The sequence below is a fragment of the Pelagibacterium montanilacus genome, from assembly GCF_003992665.1.
Classification (GTDB): domain Bacteria; phylum Pseudomonadota; class Alphaproteobacteria; order Rhizobiales; family Devosiaceae; genus Pelagibacterium; species Pelagibacterium montanilacus.
Map to the genome: position 1 here is coordinate 1 of NZ_RZMX01000001.1, position 18,212 is coordinate 18,212.

The 18,212-nt window shown below is 65.0% G+C and carries 17 protein-coding genes and 1 tRNA gene; 13 read left to right on the forward strand and 5 right to left on the reverse strand.

Translation table 11 applies throughout. The annotated features are described in order from the left end of the window. Positions 1-78 precede the first annotated feature (78 nt). The 4 genes from EO136_RS00005 (at position 79) to EO136_RS00020 (ending at position 5,423) form a co-directional block, all read left to right on the forward strand. A complete protein-coding gene (locus EO136_RS00005) occupies positions 79-891 on the forward strand; it encodes an IS5 family transposase (protein ID WP_127142346.1) in 813 nt (270 codons plus the stop codon). Between the two features lie 27 nt (positions 892-918). Further along, positions 919-2,010, forward strand: coding sequence for a restriction endonuclease subunit S (locus EO136_RS00010; protein WP_127142348.1), 1,092 nt, complete (start codon positions 919-921; stop codon positions 2,008-2,010). Next, positions 2,007-3,470: a type I restriction-modification system subunit M gene (locus EO136_RS00015; protein WP_127142350.1), complete on the forward strand. Its 1,464-nt coding sequence runs from the start codon at positions 2,007-2,009 to the stop codon at positions 3,468-3,470. The genes EO136_RS00010 and EO136_RS00015 overlap by 4 nt, the downstream gene beginning before the upstream one ends. Positions 3,471-3,803: 333 nt before the next feature. Beyond that, complete coding sequence (locus EO136_RS00020) at positions 3,804-5,423, forward strand: recombinase family protein (RefSeq protein ID WP_164730361.1); 1,620 nt, start codon at positions 3,804-3,806, stop codon at positions 5,421-5,423. On the opposite strand, the gene EO136_RS00025 is transcribed toward EO136_RS00020, so the two are convergent. The 3 genes from EO136_RS00025 to EO136_RS00035 all read right to left on the reverse strand — a co-directional run bounded on the left by EO136_RS00025 (position 5,402) and on the right by EO136_RS00035 (position 8,280). Beyond that, positions 5,402-5,478, reverse strand: a tRNA-Met gene (locus EO136_RS00025). The two genes, EO136_RS00020 and EO136_RS00025, sit on opposite strands and share 22 nt — an antisense overlap. A 64-nt stretch (positions 5,479-5,542) precedes the next feature. Further along, the gene (locus EO136_RS00030; RefSeq protein ID WP_127142354.1) at positions 5,543-7,033 is read right to left on the reverse strand and encodes a UdgX family uracil-DNA binding protein; all 1,491 of its coding nucleotides are present in this window, start codon (positions 7,031-7,033) and stop codon (positions 5,543-5,545) included. After that, positions 7,033-8,280, reverse strand: a complete 1,248-nt coding sequence (locus EO136_RS00035) for a putative DNA modification/repair radical SAM protein (RefSeq protein ID WP_206513235.1) — start codon at positions 8,278-8,280, stop codon at positions 7,033-7,035. Before EO136_RS00035 ends, EO136_RS00030 begins: the two co-directional genes overlap by 1 nt. Positions 8,281-8,447: 167 nt before the next feature. On the opposite strand from EO136_RS00035, the gene EO136_RS00040 reads away from it, so the two are divergent. Continuing rightward, positions 8,448-9,401, forward strand: coding sequence for a ring-cleaving dioxygenase (locus EO136_RS00040; protein ID WP_127142356.1), 954 nt, complete (start codon positions 8,448-8,450; stop codon positions 9,399-9,401). A 22-nt stretch (positions 9,402-9,423) separates the two neighbouring features. On the opposite strand, the gene EO136_RS00045 is transcribed toward EO136_RS00040, so the two are convergent. Beyond that, positions 9,424-9,966 (reverse strand): hypothetical protein, encoded by a 543-nt coding sequence (locus EO136_RS00045; protein ID WP_127142358.1) that lies wholly within the window; start codon positions 9,964-9,966, stop codon positions 9,424-9,426. 104 nt (positions 9,967-10,070) lie between these two features. On the opposite strand from EO136_RS00045, the gene EO136_RS00050 reads away from it, so the two are divergent. After that, positions 10,071-10,250: a hypothetical protein gene (locus tag EO136_RS00050; protein ID WP_127142360.1), complete on the forward strand. Its 180-nt coding sequence runs from the start codon at positions 10,071-10,073 to the stop codon at positions 10,248-10,250. 18 nt (positions 10,251-10,268) lie between these two features. Here EO136_RS00050 and mnmA read toward each other — a convergent pair whose 3' ends face one another. Then, a complete protein-coding gene (gene mnmA / locus EO136_RS00055; protein WP_127142362.1) occupies positions 10,269-11,417 on the reverse strand; it encodes a tRNA 2-thiouridine(34) synthase MnmA in 1,149 nt (382 codons plus the stop codon). 285 nt (positions 11,418-11,702) lie between these two features. On the opposite strand from mnmA, the gene EO136_RS00060 reads away from it, so the two are divergent. The 7 genes from EO136_RS00060 to fliN all read left to right on the forward strand — a co-directional run bounded on the left by EO136_RS00060 (position 11,703) and on the right by fliN (position 18,196). After that, positions 11,703-13,148 (forward strand): flagellar hook-length control protein FliK, encoded by a 1,446-nt coding sequence (locus EO136_RS00060; RefSeq protein WP_127142364.1) that lies wholly within the window; start codon positions 11,703-11,705, stop codon positions 13,146-13,148. A gap of 3 nt (positions 13,149-13,151) precedes the next feature. Then, positions 13,152-13,820, forward strand: coding sequence for a flagellar hook assembly protein FlgD (locus tag EO136_RS00065; RefSeq protein ID WP_127142366.1), 669 nt, complete (start codon positions 13,152-13,154; stop codon positions 13,818-13,820). Positions 13,821-14,002: 182 nt separating this feature from the next. Further along, entirely contained in the window at positions 14,003-14,281 is a 279-nt protein-coding gene (gene sciP, locus EO136_RS00070; RefSeq protein WP_116654789.1) for a CtrA inhibitor SciP, read from the forward strand. A gap of 230 nt (positions 14,282-14,511) precedes the next feature. Continuing rightward, positions 14,512-16,137, forward strand: a complete 1,626-nt coding sequence (gene fliF / locus EO136_RS00075) for a flagellar basal-body MS-ring/collar protein FliF (RefSeq protein ID WP_127142367.1) — start codon at positions 14,512-14,514, stop codon at positions 16,135-16,137. Further along, positions 16,134-17,210, forward strand: coding sequence for a flagellar motor switch protein FliG (gene fliG / locus EO136_RS00080; protein ID WP_127142368.1), 1,077 nt, complete (start codon positions 16,134-16,136; stop codon positions 17,208-17,210). Before fliF ends, fliG begins: the two co-directional genes overlap by 4 nt. Further along, positions 17,207-17,845 (forward strand): FliH/SctL family protein, encoded by a 639-nt coding sequence (locus tag EO136_RS00085; RefSeq protein WP_127142369.1) that lies wholly within the window; start codon positions 17,207-17,209, stop codon positions 17,843-17,845. Before fliG ends, EO136_RS00085 begins: the two co-directional genes overlap by 4 nt. 60 nt (positions 17,846-17,905) lie before the next feature. Beyond that, positions 17,906-18,196 (forward strand): flagellar motor switch protein FliN, encoded by a 291-nt coding sequence (gene fliN / locus EO136_RS00090; RefSeq protein ID WP_246018225.1) that lies wholly within the window; start codon positions 17,906-17,908, stop codon positions 18,194-18,196. Positions 18,197-18,212: the final 16 nt, after the last annotated feature.

Consider the following 18,212-nt stretch of genomic DNA (forward strand, 5'->3'; position numbering starts at 1 on the left):
AGAGGCCGTTTCGAAAGGGGTTGAGCGGTCGAGGTTGGCATGATTCCAAGCGGTTTGCTGACCTGCATGGAGAATGTCATGTGGACCCCGACCACCCGTGAACAGCATAACCGTCGTGCCACGCGATACCAGACCGATCTGACGGACGTGGAGTGGCGCCTGATCCAGCCGCACCTGCCTGCGGCCTGTAGAACGGGGCGGCCCCGGGCCTGGCCGATGCGCGAGATCATCAACGCAATTTTCTACGTCCTGCGCGGCGGCATCACTTGGCGTCTCCTACCCTCGGACTTTCCGCCTTGGCCGACCGTCTATCGGTGGTTCGCCGCATTGCGCGACGGCTCGGTCTTTGAGAAGATCAACCATGCCCTGGTCATGATGGACCGTGAGCGCGCCGGCCGCGAGGCCAGTCCGTCCGCAGCCATAATCGACAGCCAATCCGTCAAAACCACCGAAGCCGGCGGCCCGCGTGGCTACGATGCAGGAAAGAAGATCAAAGGGCGCAAGCGCCATGCACTGGTCGATACCGATGGGCGGCCGCTACTGGTCGAGCCGCATCCGGCCGACATCCAGGACAGAGACAGCGGCGGACCACTGCTACAGATCTCGCGCCCTCTGCTCCCCTTCATCAAACATGTATGGGCCGATGGCGGCTACAATCATGAGCGCGTGACCACCGCCACCAACATCATCGTCGAAATCGTCAAGAAGCCCCCGGATCAGGTCGGCTTTGCCGTCTTGCCACGCAGATGGGTGGTCGAGCGCTTCTTTGCGTGGATCTGCCGCAACCGGCGCCTGGCAAAGGACTTCGAGGCCACCATCAATTCAGCAGCCACCTTCCTTTACGCCGCCTCGGTCATGCTCCTCGTGAGGCGACTGGCCCGCCAGTCATGAGTTTCGAAACCGACTCTAAGCGAACAAGTGCTCGCAGCAAAAGGCACGGGAACCACTTTTAGCGCGATTTCAAAGGGAATCCTGAATAGCCACGAAATTCCCGTCGCCCCCCTCAACGAACAGCTCCGCATCGTTGAGAAGATCGAGACGCTGTTCGCCCGGCTGGACAAGGGCGAAGAGGCGCTGCGCGACGTGCAGAAACTGCTCGCACGCTATCGCCAATCCGTCCTGAAGGCCGCCGTCACCGGCCAGCTCACCGTCGACTGGCGCGCCGAGAACGCCCACCGCCTGGAACCAGGCCAAGACCTGCTCGCCCGCATCCTGCAAACCCGCCGCGAAACCTGGGACGGCCGGGGCAAATACAAGGAACCCACCGGCCCCGACACGACCGACCTGCCAGAACTGCCGAAGGGGTGGGTTTGGACATCGCTTGGCGCTCTCATATCGAAAGGCCCCCAAAACGGACTGTATTTGCCGCAGTCAATATACGGCACAGGAACTCCGATACTTAGGATTGACGACTATCAGGTTGATTGGCTTCGACCCGTGCAGGAACTTCGACTCGTCGCCGCCGAGGCAGAAGACTGCGATAAATATTGCTTGCGCCATGGTGATTTTGTGGTGAACCGCGTGAACAGCGTGTCCCACCTGGGAAAGACGACTCTTTTGCCGTTCGAATACGAGGGGGCGATATTCGAGTCGAATATGATGAGGTTTTCGGTGAGCGACCAGATCAGCAGAGAATATCTGAATCTCTATTTGACCAGTGATTTGGGTCGAAAGAGATTGATAAAGAACTGCAAGCACGCTGTGAACCAGGCCAGCATCAACCAAGGTGATGTGGAAGCGACACCTGTTCCGCTGCCACCACGGCTCGAACAGGAAGAGATTGCCCAAAGAGTCGCCGAGGAATCGTCGCGCGAGATCGCAGGCTTGAAAACTTGCCAAACCGAACTCGCCCGCTCCGCCGCCCTGCGCCAGTCCATCCTGAAGGACGCCTTCGCAGGCCGTCTCGTCCCCCAGGACCCCACTGACGAGCCCGCCGCCGCTCTGCTCGCGCGGATCAAGGAAACCCGCGCCGCCGCGCCGGGAGGAACAAGACGAAGGATCCGCGCATGACGAACGAACAGCTTGTCTCCAAGGTCTGGAACTATGCCCATGTCCTGCGAGACCAGGGCGTGTCCTATGGCGACTACATCGAGCAGATCACCTACCTTCTGTTCCTGAAGATGGACCAAGAGCGCGAAGACCTGCTGGGCGAGACGTCGGCCATCCCCCCGCAATGGAGCTGGGCGCAGACCGCAAACAAGGACGGCGACGCGCTGGAGCTGCAGTATCGCCATACGCTCGAGGCGCTGGGCCGCGAAGACGGGCTGATCGGCACAATCTTCCGTAAGGCCCAGAACAAGCTGTCCGACCCGGCAAAGCTGAAGCGCATCGTCAGCCTGATCGACAAGGAAGGACCTTGGATCGGCCTGCAGGTCGACGTGAAGGGTGAGATCTACGAAGGGCTTCTGGAGCGCAACGCCTCCGAGGTGAAGTCTGGCGCTGGGCAGTATTTTACCCCGCGCCCGGTCATCGAGGCCATCGTCAAATGCGTCGACCCCAAGATCGGCGAGACAGTCTGCGACCCGGCATGCGGCACGGGGGGGTTCCTGCTGGCGGCCTATGACCACATGAAGACCCAGACCCAGGACCGCGAGAAGCTGCGCTCCCTGCGCCATACCTCATTCACCGGCGTCGACATCGTGGACGAAGTGGTCCGCCTTTGCGCGATGAACCTCTATCTTCACGGCATCGGCAACGGGGGAAGCCCCGTGGTGCAGGGGGACGCGCTGGCGAACGACGGCGGGGACCGCTTCAAGATCGTGCTCACGAACCCGCCCTTCGGCAAGAAGTCGAGTTACAAGGTTGTCGGCGAGGACGGCACGGTCACGACCGAGCGCGAGAACTACGAGCGCGAGGACTTCAAATTCACCACCTCGAACAAGCAGTTCAACTTCCTCCAGCACATAATGACGATCCTGGAGGCGAACGGCCGCGCGGGCGTGGTGCTGCCCGACAACGTGTTGTTCGAGGCCGGGCGGGCCGGTGAGGGCATCCGCAAGCGGCTCCTGGAGGGATTCAACTTCCACACCCTGCTGCGCCTGCCGACCGGCATCTGGTATAGCCCCGGCGTGAAGGCGAACGTGCTGTTCTTCGACAAGCGTCCCGCCTCGCGCGAGGTCCAGACGAAGGCACTCTGGGTTTATGACTATCGGACGAATGTCCACAAGACGCTGAAGACAAAGCGGCTCACGAGTGCCGACTTCGACGACTTCGTCCACTGTTACCATGAACGCAAGGAAACCGAACGCTTCCGGCGCTTCAGCTACGAGGAACTCGCCCAGCGGGATAAGCTGAACCTCGACATCTTCTGGCTGAAGGACGACAGCCTCGAAGACATCGACAGCCTGCCCGAGCCTGACGTGCTGGCCGCGGAGATCCTCGAGAACCTAGAGGCCGCGCTCGAGCAGTTCCGGGGCGTCGCTGCTGACCTCGGCGAGCAGGTTGACGACGATGACCTCGTTCGCGGATAGGGGCAAGCGGCCGAGTCCCGTTTCCTGATTAACGCCGTCTACTCGGCGTGAGTGCTCGTTTACATGGCTACTTGCGCCGATACCAAGCAAGAGCGAGAGACGATTCGACAATTCGTATGGCGCGCTAACAAAAAAAAAGCCGCATCCCTGCAGCAGCTCAGTCGGACAATTGCTATAAATGCAGTGTCGCCTCCCGATACGGTTTTTGCCCGATGTTCATGTTCGCAGCTCAGAAAATTGAATACGCTCTGCCTCGCTCCAGTAGGATCTCGACAGCTGGTGGTCATCGTCTTGCACCAGAGCTCGTTGAGCTGTTGCAGGCCCTTGCAAGAGATGCAGCACGACGTGAAGTGCGAGCGACTCGTGGACGCCATGCGTAAGGTTGCTGTTTACGCACGGTATTCGAGCGACCTGCAACGTGAGCGTTCGATCACAGACCAGTTCGCTCACTGCAATGAGTATGCTCGTCGCCAGGGATACGTGGTGGTCGCGAACTACTCGGACAGTGCTAAGTCCGGCGCGTCCCTCCATGGCCGAGATGGCCTGGCAGCGTTGATGGTCGACGCAGCCACCGGAAAGTTCGACTGTATCGTCGTGGAGGCACTGGATCGCCTTTCCCGAGATCTTGGAGACTTGGCCAACCTGAACAAGCAGTTGGAATTTCTTGGAGTGACGGTCGAGGCGACAGGCCACGGCGTCGCAAGTGAAGTCGATATCGCGCTCCGTGGCCTCATCAGTTCCATGTTCCTAAAGGATCTGGCCCACAAGGTCAGGAGAGGTCTGGCTGGCGTCGTAGCCGACGGTCGTCACGCCGGAGGGCTTGCATATGGTTACAATGCGCTGCCAGGCAGCCCTGGCGAACTTACCATCAATGAAGAGGAAGCAGAGATTGTCCGGCGCATCTACCAGGAGTATGTGAGCGGCTCTCCGCCAAGAGAGATTGTGCACGGCCTGAACCACGATGGTGTGAACCCACCGAGGACGGCTAAACACTGGAACGCCTCTACGCTGAACGGCAGCGCCGCTCGCGGATACGGCATACTACGAAATCCGATCTATGCTGGCGAAATCGTCTGGAACCGCGTCCGGATGGTGAAAGACCCCAGCACCGGGAAACGTGTCTCGCGAACCAACCCAACCGAAGAGTGGAAGCGGGTCGAGGTTCCTGCCCTCCGTATCGTAGATGAAGCGCTATTCGATGCAGCGAAAGCACGCAATGAGCGCAAGAGCTTGCGACACAGTTCGCACCACCGCCGCCCCAAGCACATGCTTTCGGGGCTGCTGAAGTGCGCCCACTGCGGCGGCGGCATGTCCGTGAAGGACAACGATCACAGCCGGGTTCGCATTCACTGCAGCACGGCCAAGGAAAGCGGCGCATGCGCGTCCCGCTCCGCAGTCTACCTCGACGAGATTGAACATCGAGTGATCGATGGTCTCGTCCGCGAGCTCAGAGGCCAAGAGGCCTTGAGAGTGTTTGTGGCAGCATACAACGCTGAGGTGCTAAAACTCCGGAGTGAGCTTGGCAACGACAGCGCACCGCTCCAAAAGCGCATGGCGACTATCGAGACCCAACTCAAGCGCGCTGTCGACCTCGTCGTCCAGGGTGTGGTCGAGGAACAGGACGTCGTGCGGACATTGGCCGATCTAAAGCAGGAGCGAGCGGCTATCGAGCGGCAACTTGCGGCTTGGCAGGGACCTGACACGATCCAGCTCAGCAAGTCAGCGGCCGACGTCTACGCCGAGACGATGGCTGATCTGGGTAATCGGATTGCGACAGCGCATGCTACGCGCCCGCCCGAAGCATTGGGAGCTCTCCGCGCCCTGATCGACAAGGTCGTCATTGTCCCGGTTCACAGGGCGAAGCCGAAGATCAAACTCTACGGGAAACTGGCGGAACTCTTGCACCAACCGAGCACTGTCGGGGGGATTAGTGGTAGCGGAGGAGGGACTTGAACCCCCGACACACGGATTATGATTCCGTTGCTCTAACCAACTGAGCTACTCCGCCCCTGGCGAGCCAGCTTCACAAAGGAGCCGGCCGGGCGCGTCGCCGAGCGGCGACTTGGCGCTTATTAGGGAGCGCGCCGACCCGTGTCAAGCGGCTGTGCGCGTTCCCCATGGTCCATGGCCATGGACCATGCCGCTGCCAGATCGGCCACCAGCCCGGCACGCGCCGCTTCGGCCGCCGCGGGGTCGGGCAGGCGCAGGATATAGGAGGGGTGCACCGCCACCATCAGCGGCGTCCCGTCAGGCAGGGCCAGCGGCTTGCCGCGCACCTTCGAGATCGTCACCGTGCGCCCCAGCAGGGCCTGCGCCGCGCTGGCGCCCAGGGCCAGCACCACGCGCGGGCGCACCAGCGCCATCTCCTTTTCCAGCCAGAACCGGCACGCGGCGATCTCACCGCCATCGGGCTTCTGATGCAACCGCCGCTTGCCGCGCGGCACGAATTTGAAGTGCTTGACCGCATTGGTCACATAGGCCTTGGCCCGCTCGAACCCTGCCTCCTCCATCGCCGCGTCGAGCACCCGCCCCGCCGGCCCGACAAAGGGCCGCCCGGCCAGATCCTCGCTGTCGCCCGGCTGCTCGCCGATCACCATAATCGGCGCATCCGCGCTCCCCTCCCCGAACACCGTCCGGGTGGCGTTCTCGAACAGCGGGCAGCGCTGGCACGCCTGTGCCGCTGCCCTCGCATCCTCAAGTGTTGCGAAATCCTCACCCGCCGGCACGGAGGGTTCTCCCTCCGCCTTGCGCGCGACCATTCTCGCGTGACGCCTTGGAGGTTCGGTGCCCTTGCGCGCGATCATCTCTGCCTCCCGCGACTGCGCCTGTCGGATCAGTTCGGGAACGAGATCGGCTTCGGGGAGGTTGCGCCAGAATTTCCTGGGCATCTCGGCGGTCATCGCCTTCACCTTGAGCCGTGCGGGATTGAAAATGGAGCGGAAATAGGTCCGCCACACGTCTTCCATGGCGTCGGTTTCGGGCACGTCGCTGCGCCTGGCCCCGGGCCCGAACCCCAGCGCCGTGCCGTCCCAGAACACCGATCGATAAGGCGTGAGGATCGCCCAGCCCATGCCCGCGAACCGCTCGGCGAAAAACGGCGCGGTGCGCTCGAGCACATAGTGGTCGGGCTCGTACCAGGCGGCGAACTGCGCGCCGGTCTCATCGAGCGCCCGGAACCGCACGAAGGCCTTCATCTTGTGGCTGTCGCGCCGCACCGCCTTGATCAAGCCATCGAGCGCCCGCACATCGGCGTCCGAAGCCACCTCGAGCAGCGTGCGATCGGCCTGCAGCCGGAAGGCGATGCGATAAAGAAGGCCGAAGCGCCCCGGATCGCTGTGGCAGATCGCCGTCTCCGCAAGCTCCAAGAAGCGCCGCGGCACGCGCACCGGCGCCGTCCCCGCCGCCCCGCCACCCTCGGGCGCCAGCGCGTCGAAAAGCCCCCCTTCCCGCCCGATCATGCGCCAGTCGACCGCATCGGGCGGCACACGCGCGGCCAGCAGCCGCCTTGCCGGTTCGCGCCACTGATCGAGATCATTGGGCGCGGTGAGCGTGACCGCATGCATCAGAACAGGCTCAGTTGCTGCGGGGCGGGCTTGAGCTTTTCGGCCAGCGTCCCCGAATCGGTCAACGCGCCCGGGCTCCAGTCCGCCGCCTCGATGAACGGGCGCACCTTGGCAAGGCTCGCGCACAGCCGCCGCACATCCTCGAGCCGCAGCCGGTGATGGCGCCGCGTCGCCACGATCCGGTCCACCGCCCGCGCGCCCAGCCCCGGCACGCGCAACAGCATCTCGCGGTCGGCGCGGTTGACGTCGACGGGAAACAGGTGCCGGGCCGTCAGCGCCCAGGCCAGCTTGGGGTCGATCGAAAGGTCGAGCAGCCCGTCGCTGCCGCCCGCCACGATCTCCTCGACTTCGAACCCGTAGAACCGCAGCAGCCAGTCCGCCTGATAAAGCCGGTGCTCGCGCATCAAAGGCGGGCGGACCGCCGGCAGATTGGCGCTGGCGTCGGGAATGGGCGAGAACGCCGAGTAATAGACGCGCTTGAGCCCGTACCCGGCGTAAAGCGAAGCCGAACGGGTCAGGATCGTCGCGTCGCTGGACGGATCGGCCCCCACGATCATCTGGGTGGATTGCCCGCCCGGCGCGAAGCGCTCGGGCCTGGCCTTGGCCCTGGGGTCGGCCCGCCCGGCCTGCCAGCGTCGGGCGACCCCTGCCATCGCCGTGCGGATTTCCTCGGGCCGTTTTTCCGGCGCAAAGCGGGAGAGCCCCTGGTCGGTGGGCATCTCGATATTGGTGGACAGCCGATCCGCGTGTCGCCCCGCTTCCTCGACCAGGGCGGGATCGGCATTGGGGATGATCTTGAGGTGGATATAGCCGGCGAACCCGTGCTCGAGCCGCAACGACCGCGCCACCCGCACCATCTCCTCCATGGTGTGGTCGGGCGAGCGGATAATGCCTGAGGAGAGAAACAGCCCCTCGATATAATTGCGCTTGTAAAAGTCGAGCGTGAGCCCGACCACGTCCTCGGCCGAGAACCGGGCCCGCGCGACGTTCGATGAGGACCGGTTCACGCAATAGACGCAGTCATAAATGCAGAAATTGGTCAAAAGGATCTTGAGCAGCGAAATGCAGCGCCCGTCCGGCGCGTAGGAATGGCAAATCCCGCTCCCCGGCGCGGTCGAGCCGATGCCCTGTGTGCCTTTGGCCGAACGCTTCTCGGTGCCGCTCGATGCGCATGAGGCATCGTATTTTGCGGCATCGGACAGGATCGCGAGTTTGCGGGAGAGGGAAAGCTGGACCATGATGTTCATGCTATGTTCCCATCCGCCATCGCGCAAGCCCCGGGGCGCGCGCGCCGCTCACGAACGCGCGAGCGTTCGGCCAGGGTGAATGATGCGTTCGGATTGGAGCCATTTCCGCGCGCGCCCTTCCCCATTATGTTGAATCCACCGAACACGAACTTTCTGGAGACGCTGGAATGGCACTGGATCTCACCGGCCTGCACCACCTGACCGCGATCACCGCCAATGCGCGCGAGAACCTGCGGTTCTACACCAAGGTTCTGGGCCTGCGGCTGGTCAAGCGCACGGTCAACCAGGACGACACCACCGCCTATCACCTGTTTTATGGCGACGGCAAAGCCTCTCCGGGGTCCGACATCACCTTTTTTGACTGGCCCACCGCGCCCGAGCGGCGCGGCACCCATTCAGTGGTCCGCACCGCCTTTCGCGTCGAGGGCGAATCCGCACTCGCCTGGTGGAAGGAGCATCTCGAAGCCAACGGCGTGGCGACCAGCGCCATTGCCGAGCGCGCCGGCCATATGAGCCTTGATTTCGAGGATCCCGAAGGCCAGCGCCTGCGGCTGGTCAACGACACCCGCGCCGGCGGCGCCCGTCCCTGGGCCAAGAGCCCGGTGCCCGCCGAGCGCCAGATCAAGGGCCTGGGCCCGATAACCATGAGCGTGCCCGACCTGCGCCGCACCGAGCCGGTGCTGACCACGGTGATGAACATGCGCAAGGTGCGCACCCATGCGCCCACAGACGGCCAGGGCGAAATCCATGTCTTTGCCATGGGTCCGGGCGGCGCGTCGGCCGAACTGCACGTGGCTCTCGAGCCCAACCTCTCCCCGGCCCGCCCCGGTGCCGGCGGGGTCCACCACATCGCCTTCCGCACCCCGGACAAGGACCAGTTCGACAAATGGGTCGAGCGCGCCGCGCGGGCCGGCATCCCCAGCTCGGGCGAAGTCGAGCGTTATTATTTCACCTCGCTCTACTTCCGCGAGCCCAATGGCATCCTTTTCGAGATCGCCACCGACGGCCCCGGCTTTGACGTGGACGAGCCCATGGAAACGCTTGGTGAGGGTCTTGCCCTGCCGCCCTTCCTCGAGCCGAAACGCGCCGCCATCGAAGCGGGCCTCAAGCCGATCGACTAGAGCATATCGTGTTCTGATCGGATCAGAACGGAACCTCTGATTCTTCGGTGCTAGCGATATCGGCCCTGACCACCGCGCCCAGCTCCTCGAATCGGCTCTGACACGACGCGCTCATGGCCGGCTCGAAGCCTTCGGCTTCGAGCAAGGCCAGACGCGCTTGCGGCGTATCCTCGATCAGCGCATCGAACGGGGCCACCGCGCGGTCATACACCGCGCGGGCCGCCTCATGGTTCAGCCCATCAGCGTGCTCTTCCAGATAATCGAGGATCGCATCGAAATCCTCGAGCGTGTCGGCCATGGGGCTCTGGTCCGTGATCATCTCCGCGGCCATGCTGCGCGCGGTGTCCTGGTCCTCGGTGCTGGCAGCCATCCGATCGTCGACGCGCATCATCAGCACCGCATAGATCCCCGACTGCCGGCCATAGCAGCCATAGGCCTCTGCCAGCGCCTCCTGGCTCACCGCTTGCAGGTCCTGCGCTTCCGCCGACCCCGCGCCTGCCAAAAGGCCCAGCGTCAATGCACCCGCCAGAAATCTCCAACCCTGCACTGCGGCAATCGGCTTCATCTGCCATCCCCTCCATGGGCCCCGGGCGGCTTGGAATGGAGCCGCAAAGGATTTATGCAGGCTTGCGCGCACCTTTTCCAGCATCAAGCGGATCGATTTCAGCCATGGCTCAGGACAACAGAGACAAGCGGGAAGATCGCACGCAAAGGATCATCCTCGTGGTGCTGGTGATCTTCGCCCTCATCCTGATCGGCGCCACCATCACCTCGACGCTCACCGAATGGCACATCCAGGAAACCGATCCGCTCACCGAGAGCCAGACCGGGGCCGAGACCGCACCCTGATCCTCGGCAACAGGCCGGTCAGGTCACCATCGCCGCCGGCACCGCCTCGGCGATGAACCCGCCGCCCAGCACCTGGGCCCCCGGCGTGTCGTCGGCATAAAAGACGCAGGCCTGCCCGGGCGCGATCCCGCTCTCGCCCGCGACCAGCGTCACATAGACCTCGCCGTCGCGCACCTGGATCACCGATTCCTGGGGCGCCCGCGTCGAGCGCACCTTGGCCTCGATGGCCAGCCCATTGCCCGCCGCCATCTCCTCGATCGGGCGTCCGCCCAGCCAGTTGAGATCGCGCAGCCGCACCGTATAGGTCGTCAGCGCGCTGCGCGGGCCCACCACCACCTGCTGGGTGCGCGCATCGAGCCGCACCACATAGAGCGGCTCGCCCGACGCGATGCCCAAACCCCGGCGCTGGCCCACGGTATAATGGATGATGCCCTTGTGCCGGCCCAGAACCTTGCCGTCGCGATCCACGATGTCGCCGGGGATTTCGGCCTCGGGCATCAGCTTGCGGATAACGTCAGAATAAGAGCCCTTGGGCACAAAGCAGATATCCTGGCTGTCGCTCTTGTCCGCGATCGAGAGCCCCATCTCGCGCGCCAGCGCCCGGGTTTCCTCCTTGGTCTTCTCGCCCAGCGGGAAGCGCAGGAAATCGAGCTGCTCGGGCGTGGTGGCGAACAGGAAATAGGTCTGGTCCTTGTCCCCGTCGAGCGGCCGGTAGAGCGCCCGGCGCCCCTCGAGCGCGCCTGAGCGCACGTAATGGCCGGTCGCAAGACAGTCCGCGCCAAGGTCGCGCGCCACAGTCATCAGATCCTCGAACTTGACCGTCTGGTTGCACGACACGCACGGGATCGGGGTCTCGCCATTGGCATAGCTGCGGGCGAAGGGATCGATCACGGCTTCCTTGAAGCGCTTTTCATAGTCGAGGACATAGTGCGGAATCCCCAGCGCCGCCGACACCCGGCGCGCATCGTGGATATCCTGTCCCGCGCAGCACGATCCCTTGCGGAACGTGGCTTCGCCATGATCGTAAAGCTGCAGGGTGATGCCGATGACATCATAGCCCTCGCGGGCCAGCAATCCGGCCACCACCGAGGAGTCAACGCCCCCCGACATGGCCACGACAACGCGCGTATCGGCCGGCGCGCGGTCCAATCCAAGTGAATTTGTCATCTTTCTCTCATCCGGTTGGGGTCAAGGGCCAGCGGATGGCGCGCGTTTTACGCCTCGGCACGGTTCAGTGCAAGGTGCTCGGTGCAGGCCGCTCGCCGCGCCCCCACCCCTCCCATGGGGCAGATTTTGCCGCGCACCCGGCAGATCCGCCCCGGCTCGGCGATGCCGCAGCCGCCACGCCGGGCGCACAAAGCCCGATAAGCGGGGCTCCTGGCCATTGCTCTGAGCTTGGCACCGCTCTTGCATTGGGCTCAACGGATACAACCGCGACAGGCACACGACACCGTGACCATCTCGATCGTTTCAGCCATGCCCAAGCCCCCCGGCGCCCAATCGGCCGCCCAGCAGGGCGCCTCCGCCGCGTCTTCGGGCTCGGGCGGCTTTGGCGCGCTCGTCGACCTCGTGGCCTCGACCGGCTCGAAGGCCGGCCCCATGGTCAGGCTCGAGGCCATGGCAGCGCTCTTTACGGCCCCCGCCGGCACGGGAACCACGGGCGCGGCCAGCACAGAAAACGCGGGCGCCGATGCCCTCGCCGCCGCCCTCAAGGCCCTGCTCGACGGATTTTCCGAGCTCGATGACCCCGCCAATCCGGACGCGCCTCTCTCGCCGGATACCGCCGCGCCGCTCGCCGGGCTCATCGCTGAGCTTGAAAACCTGCTGGGCACCGGGGAATCGACCGCGCCGGACACTGACCTTCTCGCCGCCCTCCAGGAGCTCGGCGCCGCGCTCGATCTCGACCTCGACCCCGAGGCCGGCCCCGCCCAGATCCTCGAGGCGATCTCCCGCCAGATCACGGGCATGGCCGAAGCCCTGCGCGAAGGCGCTCCCGAGCTCGCGACCCGGCTGGCCGGCCTTTCGCGCGGCCTCGATGCCCTTTCCGCCGCGCTCCAGGCCGCCGCCGCGGACGCAGCGCCGGACGCCGACACCCGCAAGCTCGTCTTTGCGAGCCAGACCCGCGCCAACCCGATCGAGGCCATCGAGGCCGCCGCCCCCGGTCAGCGCACCGACGCGGCACAGGCGCCCCCCCAGGCCTCCCCCGATCGTCCGGCCCGCGACCTGCCCGCGCTCGAGCCTGTCGCCCAGCGCCCGCAATCGGGTCCCCAGAGCGCACCCCAGCCACCGGCTGCACCCACCGGGCCCGCCAATGGCACCGCCGCCGCAGCAGCAGCCGCAGTTGCATCCACCGCCCCTGCGGCCGGGGAAATGCCCGACGGGCTGACCCTCACGCCGGGGCTTCAGCCCCAGCCCACCCCGCCCGCCGGGCTCGATCCGGCCCGCCCCGTCCCGGCGGCCTATATGCGTCCCGAACCGCAGATCAACCTGCCCCATGTCGCTGTCGAGATCTCCCGCCACGCCCAGAACGGGCTGACCCGGTTCGAGATCCGGCTCAATCCGTCCGAGCTCGGGCGCATCGACGTCCGGCTCGAAATGGACCAGTCGGGCAATGTCGTCGCCCGGCTCGCCGTGGAGCGCTCGGAAACCCTCGACCTGCTCCAGCGCGACCAGCGCATGCTGGAAAAGGCCCTCGCCGATGCGGGGCTCGATGGCAGCAAGACCGATCTCGAATTCTCCCTTGGCGGGGACGGCAATCCCGCCCAGCGCGACAAGAACGCTCCCGACCCCGGCGCCCCGAGCCCGGTGATCGCGGGAGCACAGACCGAAACCGGGCAGATCCCTGCCCTCGCCTATCGGGGCTATGCGCGCCTCGATGCCGTGAACCTTTGGGTGTAGATGATGATTGACGGCGTAAGCGGAGCCTCCGCATCGGGCATGTCGGGCAACCGGCAGACCATTGCGGAAAACTTCGATACCTTCCTGCAGTTGCTGACCGCCCAGCTCAAGAACCAGAACCCTCTCGAGCCGCTCGATTCCAACGAGTTCACCGCCCAGCTCGTCCAGTTCACCTCCGTGGAGCAGGCGCTCAAGACCAATGAGTTCCTCGAAGCCATGATGCTTTCGGGCCAGAACGCCAACAACGCCCAGGCCGTCTCCTATATCGGCAAGACCGTCACCGCGTCCGGTGCCACTACCGATCTCACCGAAGAGGGCGCCGCCTGGCTCTATCGGATCGACGAGCCGGCGCCCAACACCACCATCACCGTGCGCGATCAGGCGGGCAACACGGTCTTTACCGAAAAGGTCTCGCTCGAGGCGGGAACCGGGCGCTATGGCTGGAACGGCCAGTCCTCGTCCGGAGAGACCATGCCGTTGGGCCGGTATACGGTCACCATCGACGCCCGCAATTCCTCGGGAGCGCTGGTGCCGGCCACCACCCAGATGATGGGCATCGTGGAAGCTGTGGACGTCTCGGGCGCCGAACCCTACCTGACCGTCAGCGGCCTGCGCCTGCCGCTTTCTGCGGTGACAACGGTCCAGTCCACCCCGGTCTCCGGCGGGTCCTGAACCCGCCGCCTGTGGCTTTTTCTGGGCACCGCAATCGTCCTTGAGTCAAACGCCGTCCTATTGGGACGGCTTTTTGGCATTCTGCTCAATATCTTAACGTCCTGTAAGTTTCCCCTTAGCCAATTTTTAAGCCAGTGGCGTTAGTCTTGGGGACGATATGGTCAGGTTGAGTAGAGAGTAAAATGACCGTACAAATGCGTCCGCGCGTGAAGTATGTGATCGGTCCCGATGGCAGTCCGCTGACCATCGCGGACTTGCCACCCAGCAACACAAAACGCTGGGTTATCCGCCGCAAGGCGGAAGTCGTCGCTGCGGTGCGCGGCGGTCTGTTGAGCCTCGAGGAGGCCTGTGAACGCTATACGCTGAGCGTTGACGAGTTCCTCAACTGGCAGGCTGCCATCGACAAGCACGGTCTTGCCGGTCTGCGCACCACCTGGATACAGCACTATCGCGAAGGCTGAACGATCGCCGGGCTTCTCCCGCGGAATAAAATGACCCGAAACCCGCTGCCCGCAAGGGCGGCGGGTTTTGTTTTGCGCCGGCCATGACGGATCACCCGGCAATTTCTGCCTGATTTCCCCACTCGTTACCGGTTGGTTAAGACCTTGTTTACCATACGCTAGGCATATTTTGCCCATTCGGGGTGCTTCGGGGGCGAAGCGGTCCGGGAGAGTAGGCAAAAGGGGCTCGCGTGACTCAACTGGGGGAACTTGTGCAACGGCTCGGTGTGGGCCGGATCGCCGCAATGGCCGTTGTTGCGGCCATGCTTTTGGGCTTTTTCGCGTTCATCATCGTGCGCTCGACCACGCCGCAACTGGCCCCGCTCTATACCGGGCTCGAATTCGATGATTCCGCCGCCATCATCTCCGAACTCAACGCCATGGGCATGGTCCACGAGCTTCGCGGCGAAGGCGACACCATCCTCGTGCCGCGCGACCAGATCACCACCACGCGCATGGCGCTCGCCGAAAACGGCCTGCCCCGCCGCGGCCAGCTCGGCTACGAACTCTTTGACGACCAGAGCACCCTGGGCGCCACCAGCTTTGTCCAGAACATCAACCACGTCCGCGCGCTCGAGGGCGAGCTGGCCCGCACCATCGGGTCCCTCGCCCGCGTGCGCTCGGCCCGCGTCCATCTCGTTCTGCCCGAGCGCGAACTGTTCCGCCGCGAAACCCGCGAGCCCTCCGCCTCGATCGTCCTGTCGGTGCGCGGTCAGCTTTCGGGCGGGGAAATCCGCGCCGTCCAGCACCTCGTCGCCTCGGCCATCGAAGGGCTGACCCCGGGCGCCGTCTCGGTGGTCGATGATTCGGGCACGCTTCTGGCCTCGGGCGCCAATGGCGAGGACACCATCGCCAGCGCCCAGATGGCCGAGGAGCGCGCCGTGGCCATCGAGAACCGGCTGCGCGCCCGCATCGAGGAGCTTCTGGCCAATGTGGTGGGTTCGGGCCGGGCTCGCGTTCAGGTCTCCGCCGACCTTGCCCTTGACCGCTCGACCCGCACTTCGGAAATCTTCGATCCCGAAAGCCAGGTGGTCCGCTCCTCCCAGCTTCGCGAATCCGGGGATGAATCGAACGGCTCGGCCATGATGGGTCAGGTCACCGTCGCCAACGAGCTGCCCGGCACCGGGGAGAACGCGGCAGACGGCAACGGCACCAGCCAGCTGTCCAATACCCTTGAGGAAACCTACAACTACGAGATCTCGCGCACCACCGAGACCACGACCCGGGACGCGGGCGGGGTCGAGCGGCTCTCGGTCGCCGTGGTGGTGGACGGGGTCTACACCTATGATGACGCCGGCAATCCGATCTACGAGCCGCGCACGCCCGAGCAGATCGAACAGATCGCCGCGCTGGTGCGCTCGGCCATGGGCTACGATCAGACCCGCGGCGACCAGATCGAAGTGGTCAACATGCAGTTCGCCCAGCGCCCGGACCTGCAGATGGGGACCACCGAACCCGGGCTCTTCGACTTCACCCGCTATGACCTGATGCGCCTGATCGAGCTTGCCGTGACGCTTCTGATCGGCCTGGCTCTGGTCGTCTTCGTCATGCGCCCCCTGATCTCCCGGGTCCTCGCGCCAGAATCCCGGCCCCTGGCCCTGCCCTCCAACGGAGCGCTGCCCGCCACCACCGGCTCCGACACGGGCGATGACACCGATCCCTCCACCCGCGAGGACCAGTCCGCGGCCCTCCTCGAGCAGGCCCGCTCCATGGGCGAAACCCAGGTCAAGACCATCCGCATGGTGGGCGAGCTCGTCGGAGAGCAGCCCAAGCAGGCGAGCCTGATCGTGCGTGACTGGCTGGGCGAGGCCGCATGAGCGCGCTCGACTCCCCACGGACCAGCCTGCCGGACACGCTCCGCAAGGGCCTGGTCGTCGGCAACGAGGCCGATCACCGCGAGATGACCGGCGCCGAAAAGGCCGCCGCGCTGCTGCTCGCCCTGGGGCCGGACCACGGCAAGCCCATCTGGGAGGATCTCGACGAGGTCGAGATCCGCGTGCTCTCGCGCGCCATGGTGCGGCTGGGGCCCATCACCCCCACCATGCTCGACCAGCTCCTCACCGAGTTCGTCACCACCATCTCGAGCTCGGGCACCATGTCGGGCAACACCGACACCACCGAGCGGCTGCTGCTCTCGTTCCTGCCCCAGGACCGGGTCGACCAGATCATGGAGGAAATCCGCGGGCCGGCCGGGCGCAATATCTGGGAAAAGCTCTCCAACGTTCAGGAAGACATTCTCGCCACCTATCTCAAGAACGAATATCCCCAGACCATCGCCGTGGTCCTCACCAAGATTTCCGCCGATCACGCCAGCCGGGTGCTTTCGGTGCTGCCCGAGGAACTCGCCCTCGACGTCGTCCAGCGCATGCTCTCGATCGACCCGGTGCAAAAGGACATCCTCGACAAGATCGAGGCCACCCTGCGCACCGAATTCATGTCCACGCTCAGCCACACCCGCCGGCGCGACAGCCACGAGCAGATGGCCGACATCTTCAACGCCTTCGACCGCCAGACCGAGGCCCGGTTCATGACCGCGCTTGAGGACATCAGCCGCGACAGCGCCGAGCGCATCAAGAACCTGATGTTCACCTTCGACGATCTCACCCGCCTGCCCTCGGCCTCGGTCCAGACCCTGCTCCAGCACATCGAGAAAAAGGACCTCGCCCTGGCTCTCAAGGGCTCGTCCGACAGCGCCAAGGAGTTCTTCTTTGCCAACATGTCCAACCGCGCCGCCAACATGATGCGCGACGACATGGAGGCCATGGGCGCGGTCCGGCTCAAGGACGTCGATGACGCCCAGGGCCGGCTGGTCAACATGGCCAAGGATCTCGCCGCGCGCGGGGAGATCGTCATCAACAAGGGCAAGGAGAGCGAGGAGATGGTCCTGTGAGCTCAGCCGCCCCCGCCCGCTTCATGTTCGACCTCGACCTCGGTCGCGCCCCGCGCAATTCCCGCGCCGTGGACAGCGACGAGGTCGACGCCATGCTCGCCCGCGCCCGCCAGGAGGGCTTTGAGGACGGGCTCGCCCAGGGCCGCGCCACCAGCGAAGCCGAGGCCGGCGAAAAACTCGCCAAAGCCGCCGAAAAGCTGGCCGGAGACGCCGCCGCCGCCGCCCGGGCGCTCGACGCGCGCCAGGCCCGGGACCGCGAGGACGCGGTCCGGCTCGCCGCCGCGATCGCCCGCAAGCTCGCCGCCCACCTCATTGCCCGCCAGCCCGCGCGCGAGCTCGCCGCCCTGCTCGAGGAATGCATGGGCGCGCTCGGCCACGCCCCCCATCTGGTGGTGCGCTGCCACCCCGATTTGTGCGACGCGGTGCGCGACATCGCCCAGGCGCGCATGGACCTCGCCGGCTTTTCGGGCCGGCTGGTGGTCATGGGCGATCCCGACATCTCGCTGGGCGATGGCCGGCTCGAATGGGTCGATGGCGGGCTGGTGCGCGACATCAACGCCATCTCCCGGGACGTCGACGCCCGCATCGCGGCCTATCTGGCCGCCTCCTCCCCCACACCGGCAACAGGAGACTGATCCTTGGCACAGGACGACAAGACCGCGCCCGGCTCCACTGGCGGCATCGCGTTCGAGGAGATGGCCGAACCCCACTCCGGAGACGACCGCATCGCCCCGGGAGAAAAAACCGCGGCCGACCTCGAGGCCGTCTTCGACGTGCCCGTGCGCCTCTCGGTGGTGCTCGGACGCACCCGCATGCCCGTCGCGTCGCTGCTCAAGCTCGACGTCGGCGCAGTGGTGGAACTCGACCGTCAGGTCGGGGAAGCCATCGACATCTACGTCAACGACCGCCTGGTCGCCCGCGGGGAAATCGTCCTCGTGGAAGGTCGTCTGGGCGTCACCATGACCGAAATCATCAAGGCCGCCTGAGCCTGGGAGAATACTA

Bases quoted from the DNA above. Each gene is read 5' to 3' on its own strand.
- EO136_RS00040 (WP_127142356.1), top strand. From the start codon at position 8,448: ATGGCACTGGATCTCACCGGCCTGCACCACCTGACCGCGATCACCGCC.
- EO136_RS00005 (WP_127142346.1), top strand. From the start codon at position 79: ATGTGGACCCCGACCACCCGTGAACAGCATAACCGTCGTGCCACGCGA.
- fliG (WP_127142368.1), top strand. From the start codon at position 16,134: ATGAGCGCGCTCGACTCCCCACGGACCAGCCTGCCGGACACGCTCCGC.
- EO136_RS00050 (WP_127142360.1), top strand. From the start codon at position 10,071: ATGGCTCAGGACAACAGAGACAAGCGGGAAGATCGCACGCAAAGGATC.
- EO136_RS00065 (WP_127142366.1), top strand. From the start codon at position 13,152: ATGATTGACGGCGTAAGCGGAGCCTCCGCATCGGGCATGTCGGGCAAC.
- EO136_RS00020 (WP_164730361.1), top strand. From the start codon at position 3,804: ATGCAGCACGACGTGAAGTGCGAGCGACTCGTGGACGCCATGCGTAAG.
- EO136_RS00035 (WP_206513235.1), bottom strand. From the start codon at position 8,280: ATGAACATCATGGTCCAGCTTTCCCTCTCCCGCAAACTCGCGATCCTG.
- EO136_RS00015 (WP_127142350.1), top strand. From the start codon at position 2,007: ATGACGAACGAACAGCTTGTCTCCAAGGTCTGGAACTATGCCCATGTC.
- EO136_RS00030 (WP_127142354.1), bottom strand. From the start codon at position 7,033: ATGCATGCGGTCACGCTCACCGCGCCCAATGATCTCGATCAGTGGCGC.
- fliN (WP_246018225.1), top strand. From the start codon at position 17,906: ATGGCCGAACCCCACTCCGGAGACGACCGCATCGCCCCGGGAGAAAAA.
- EO136_RS00045 (WP_127142358.1), bottom strand. From the start codon at position 9,966: ATGAAGCCGATTGCCGCAGTGCAGGGTTGGAGATTTCTGGCGGGTGCA.
- sciP (WP_116654789.1), top strand. From the start codon at position 14,003: ATGACCGTACAAATGCGTCCGCGCGTGAAGTATGTGATCGGTCCCGAT.
- mnmA (WP_127142362.1), bottom strand. From the start codon at position 11,417: ATGACAAATTCACTTGGATTGGACCGCGCGCCGGCCGATACGCGCGTT.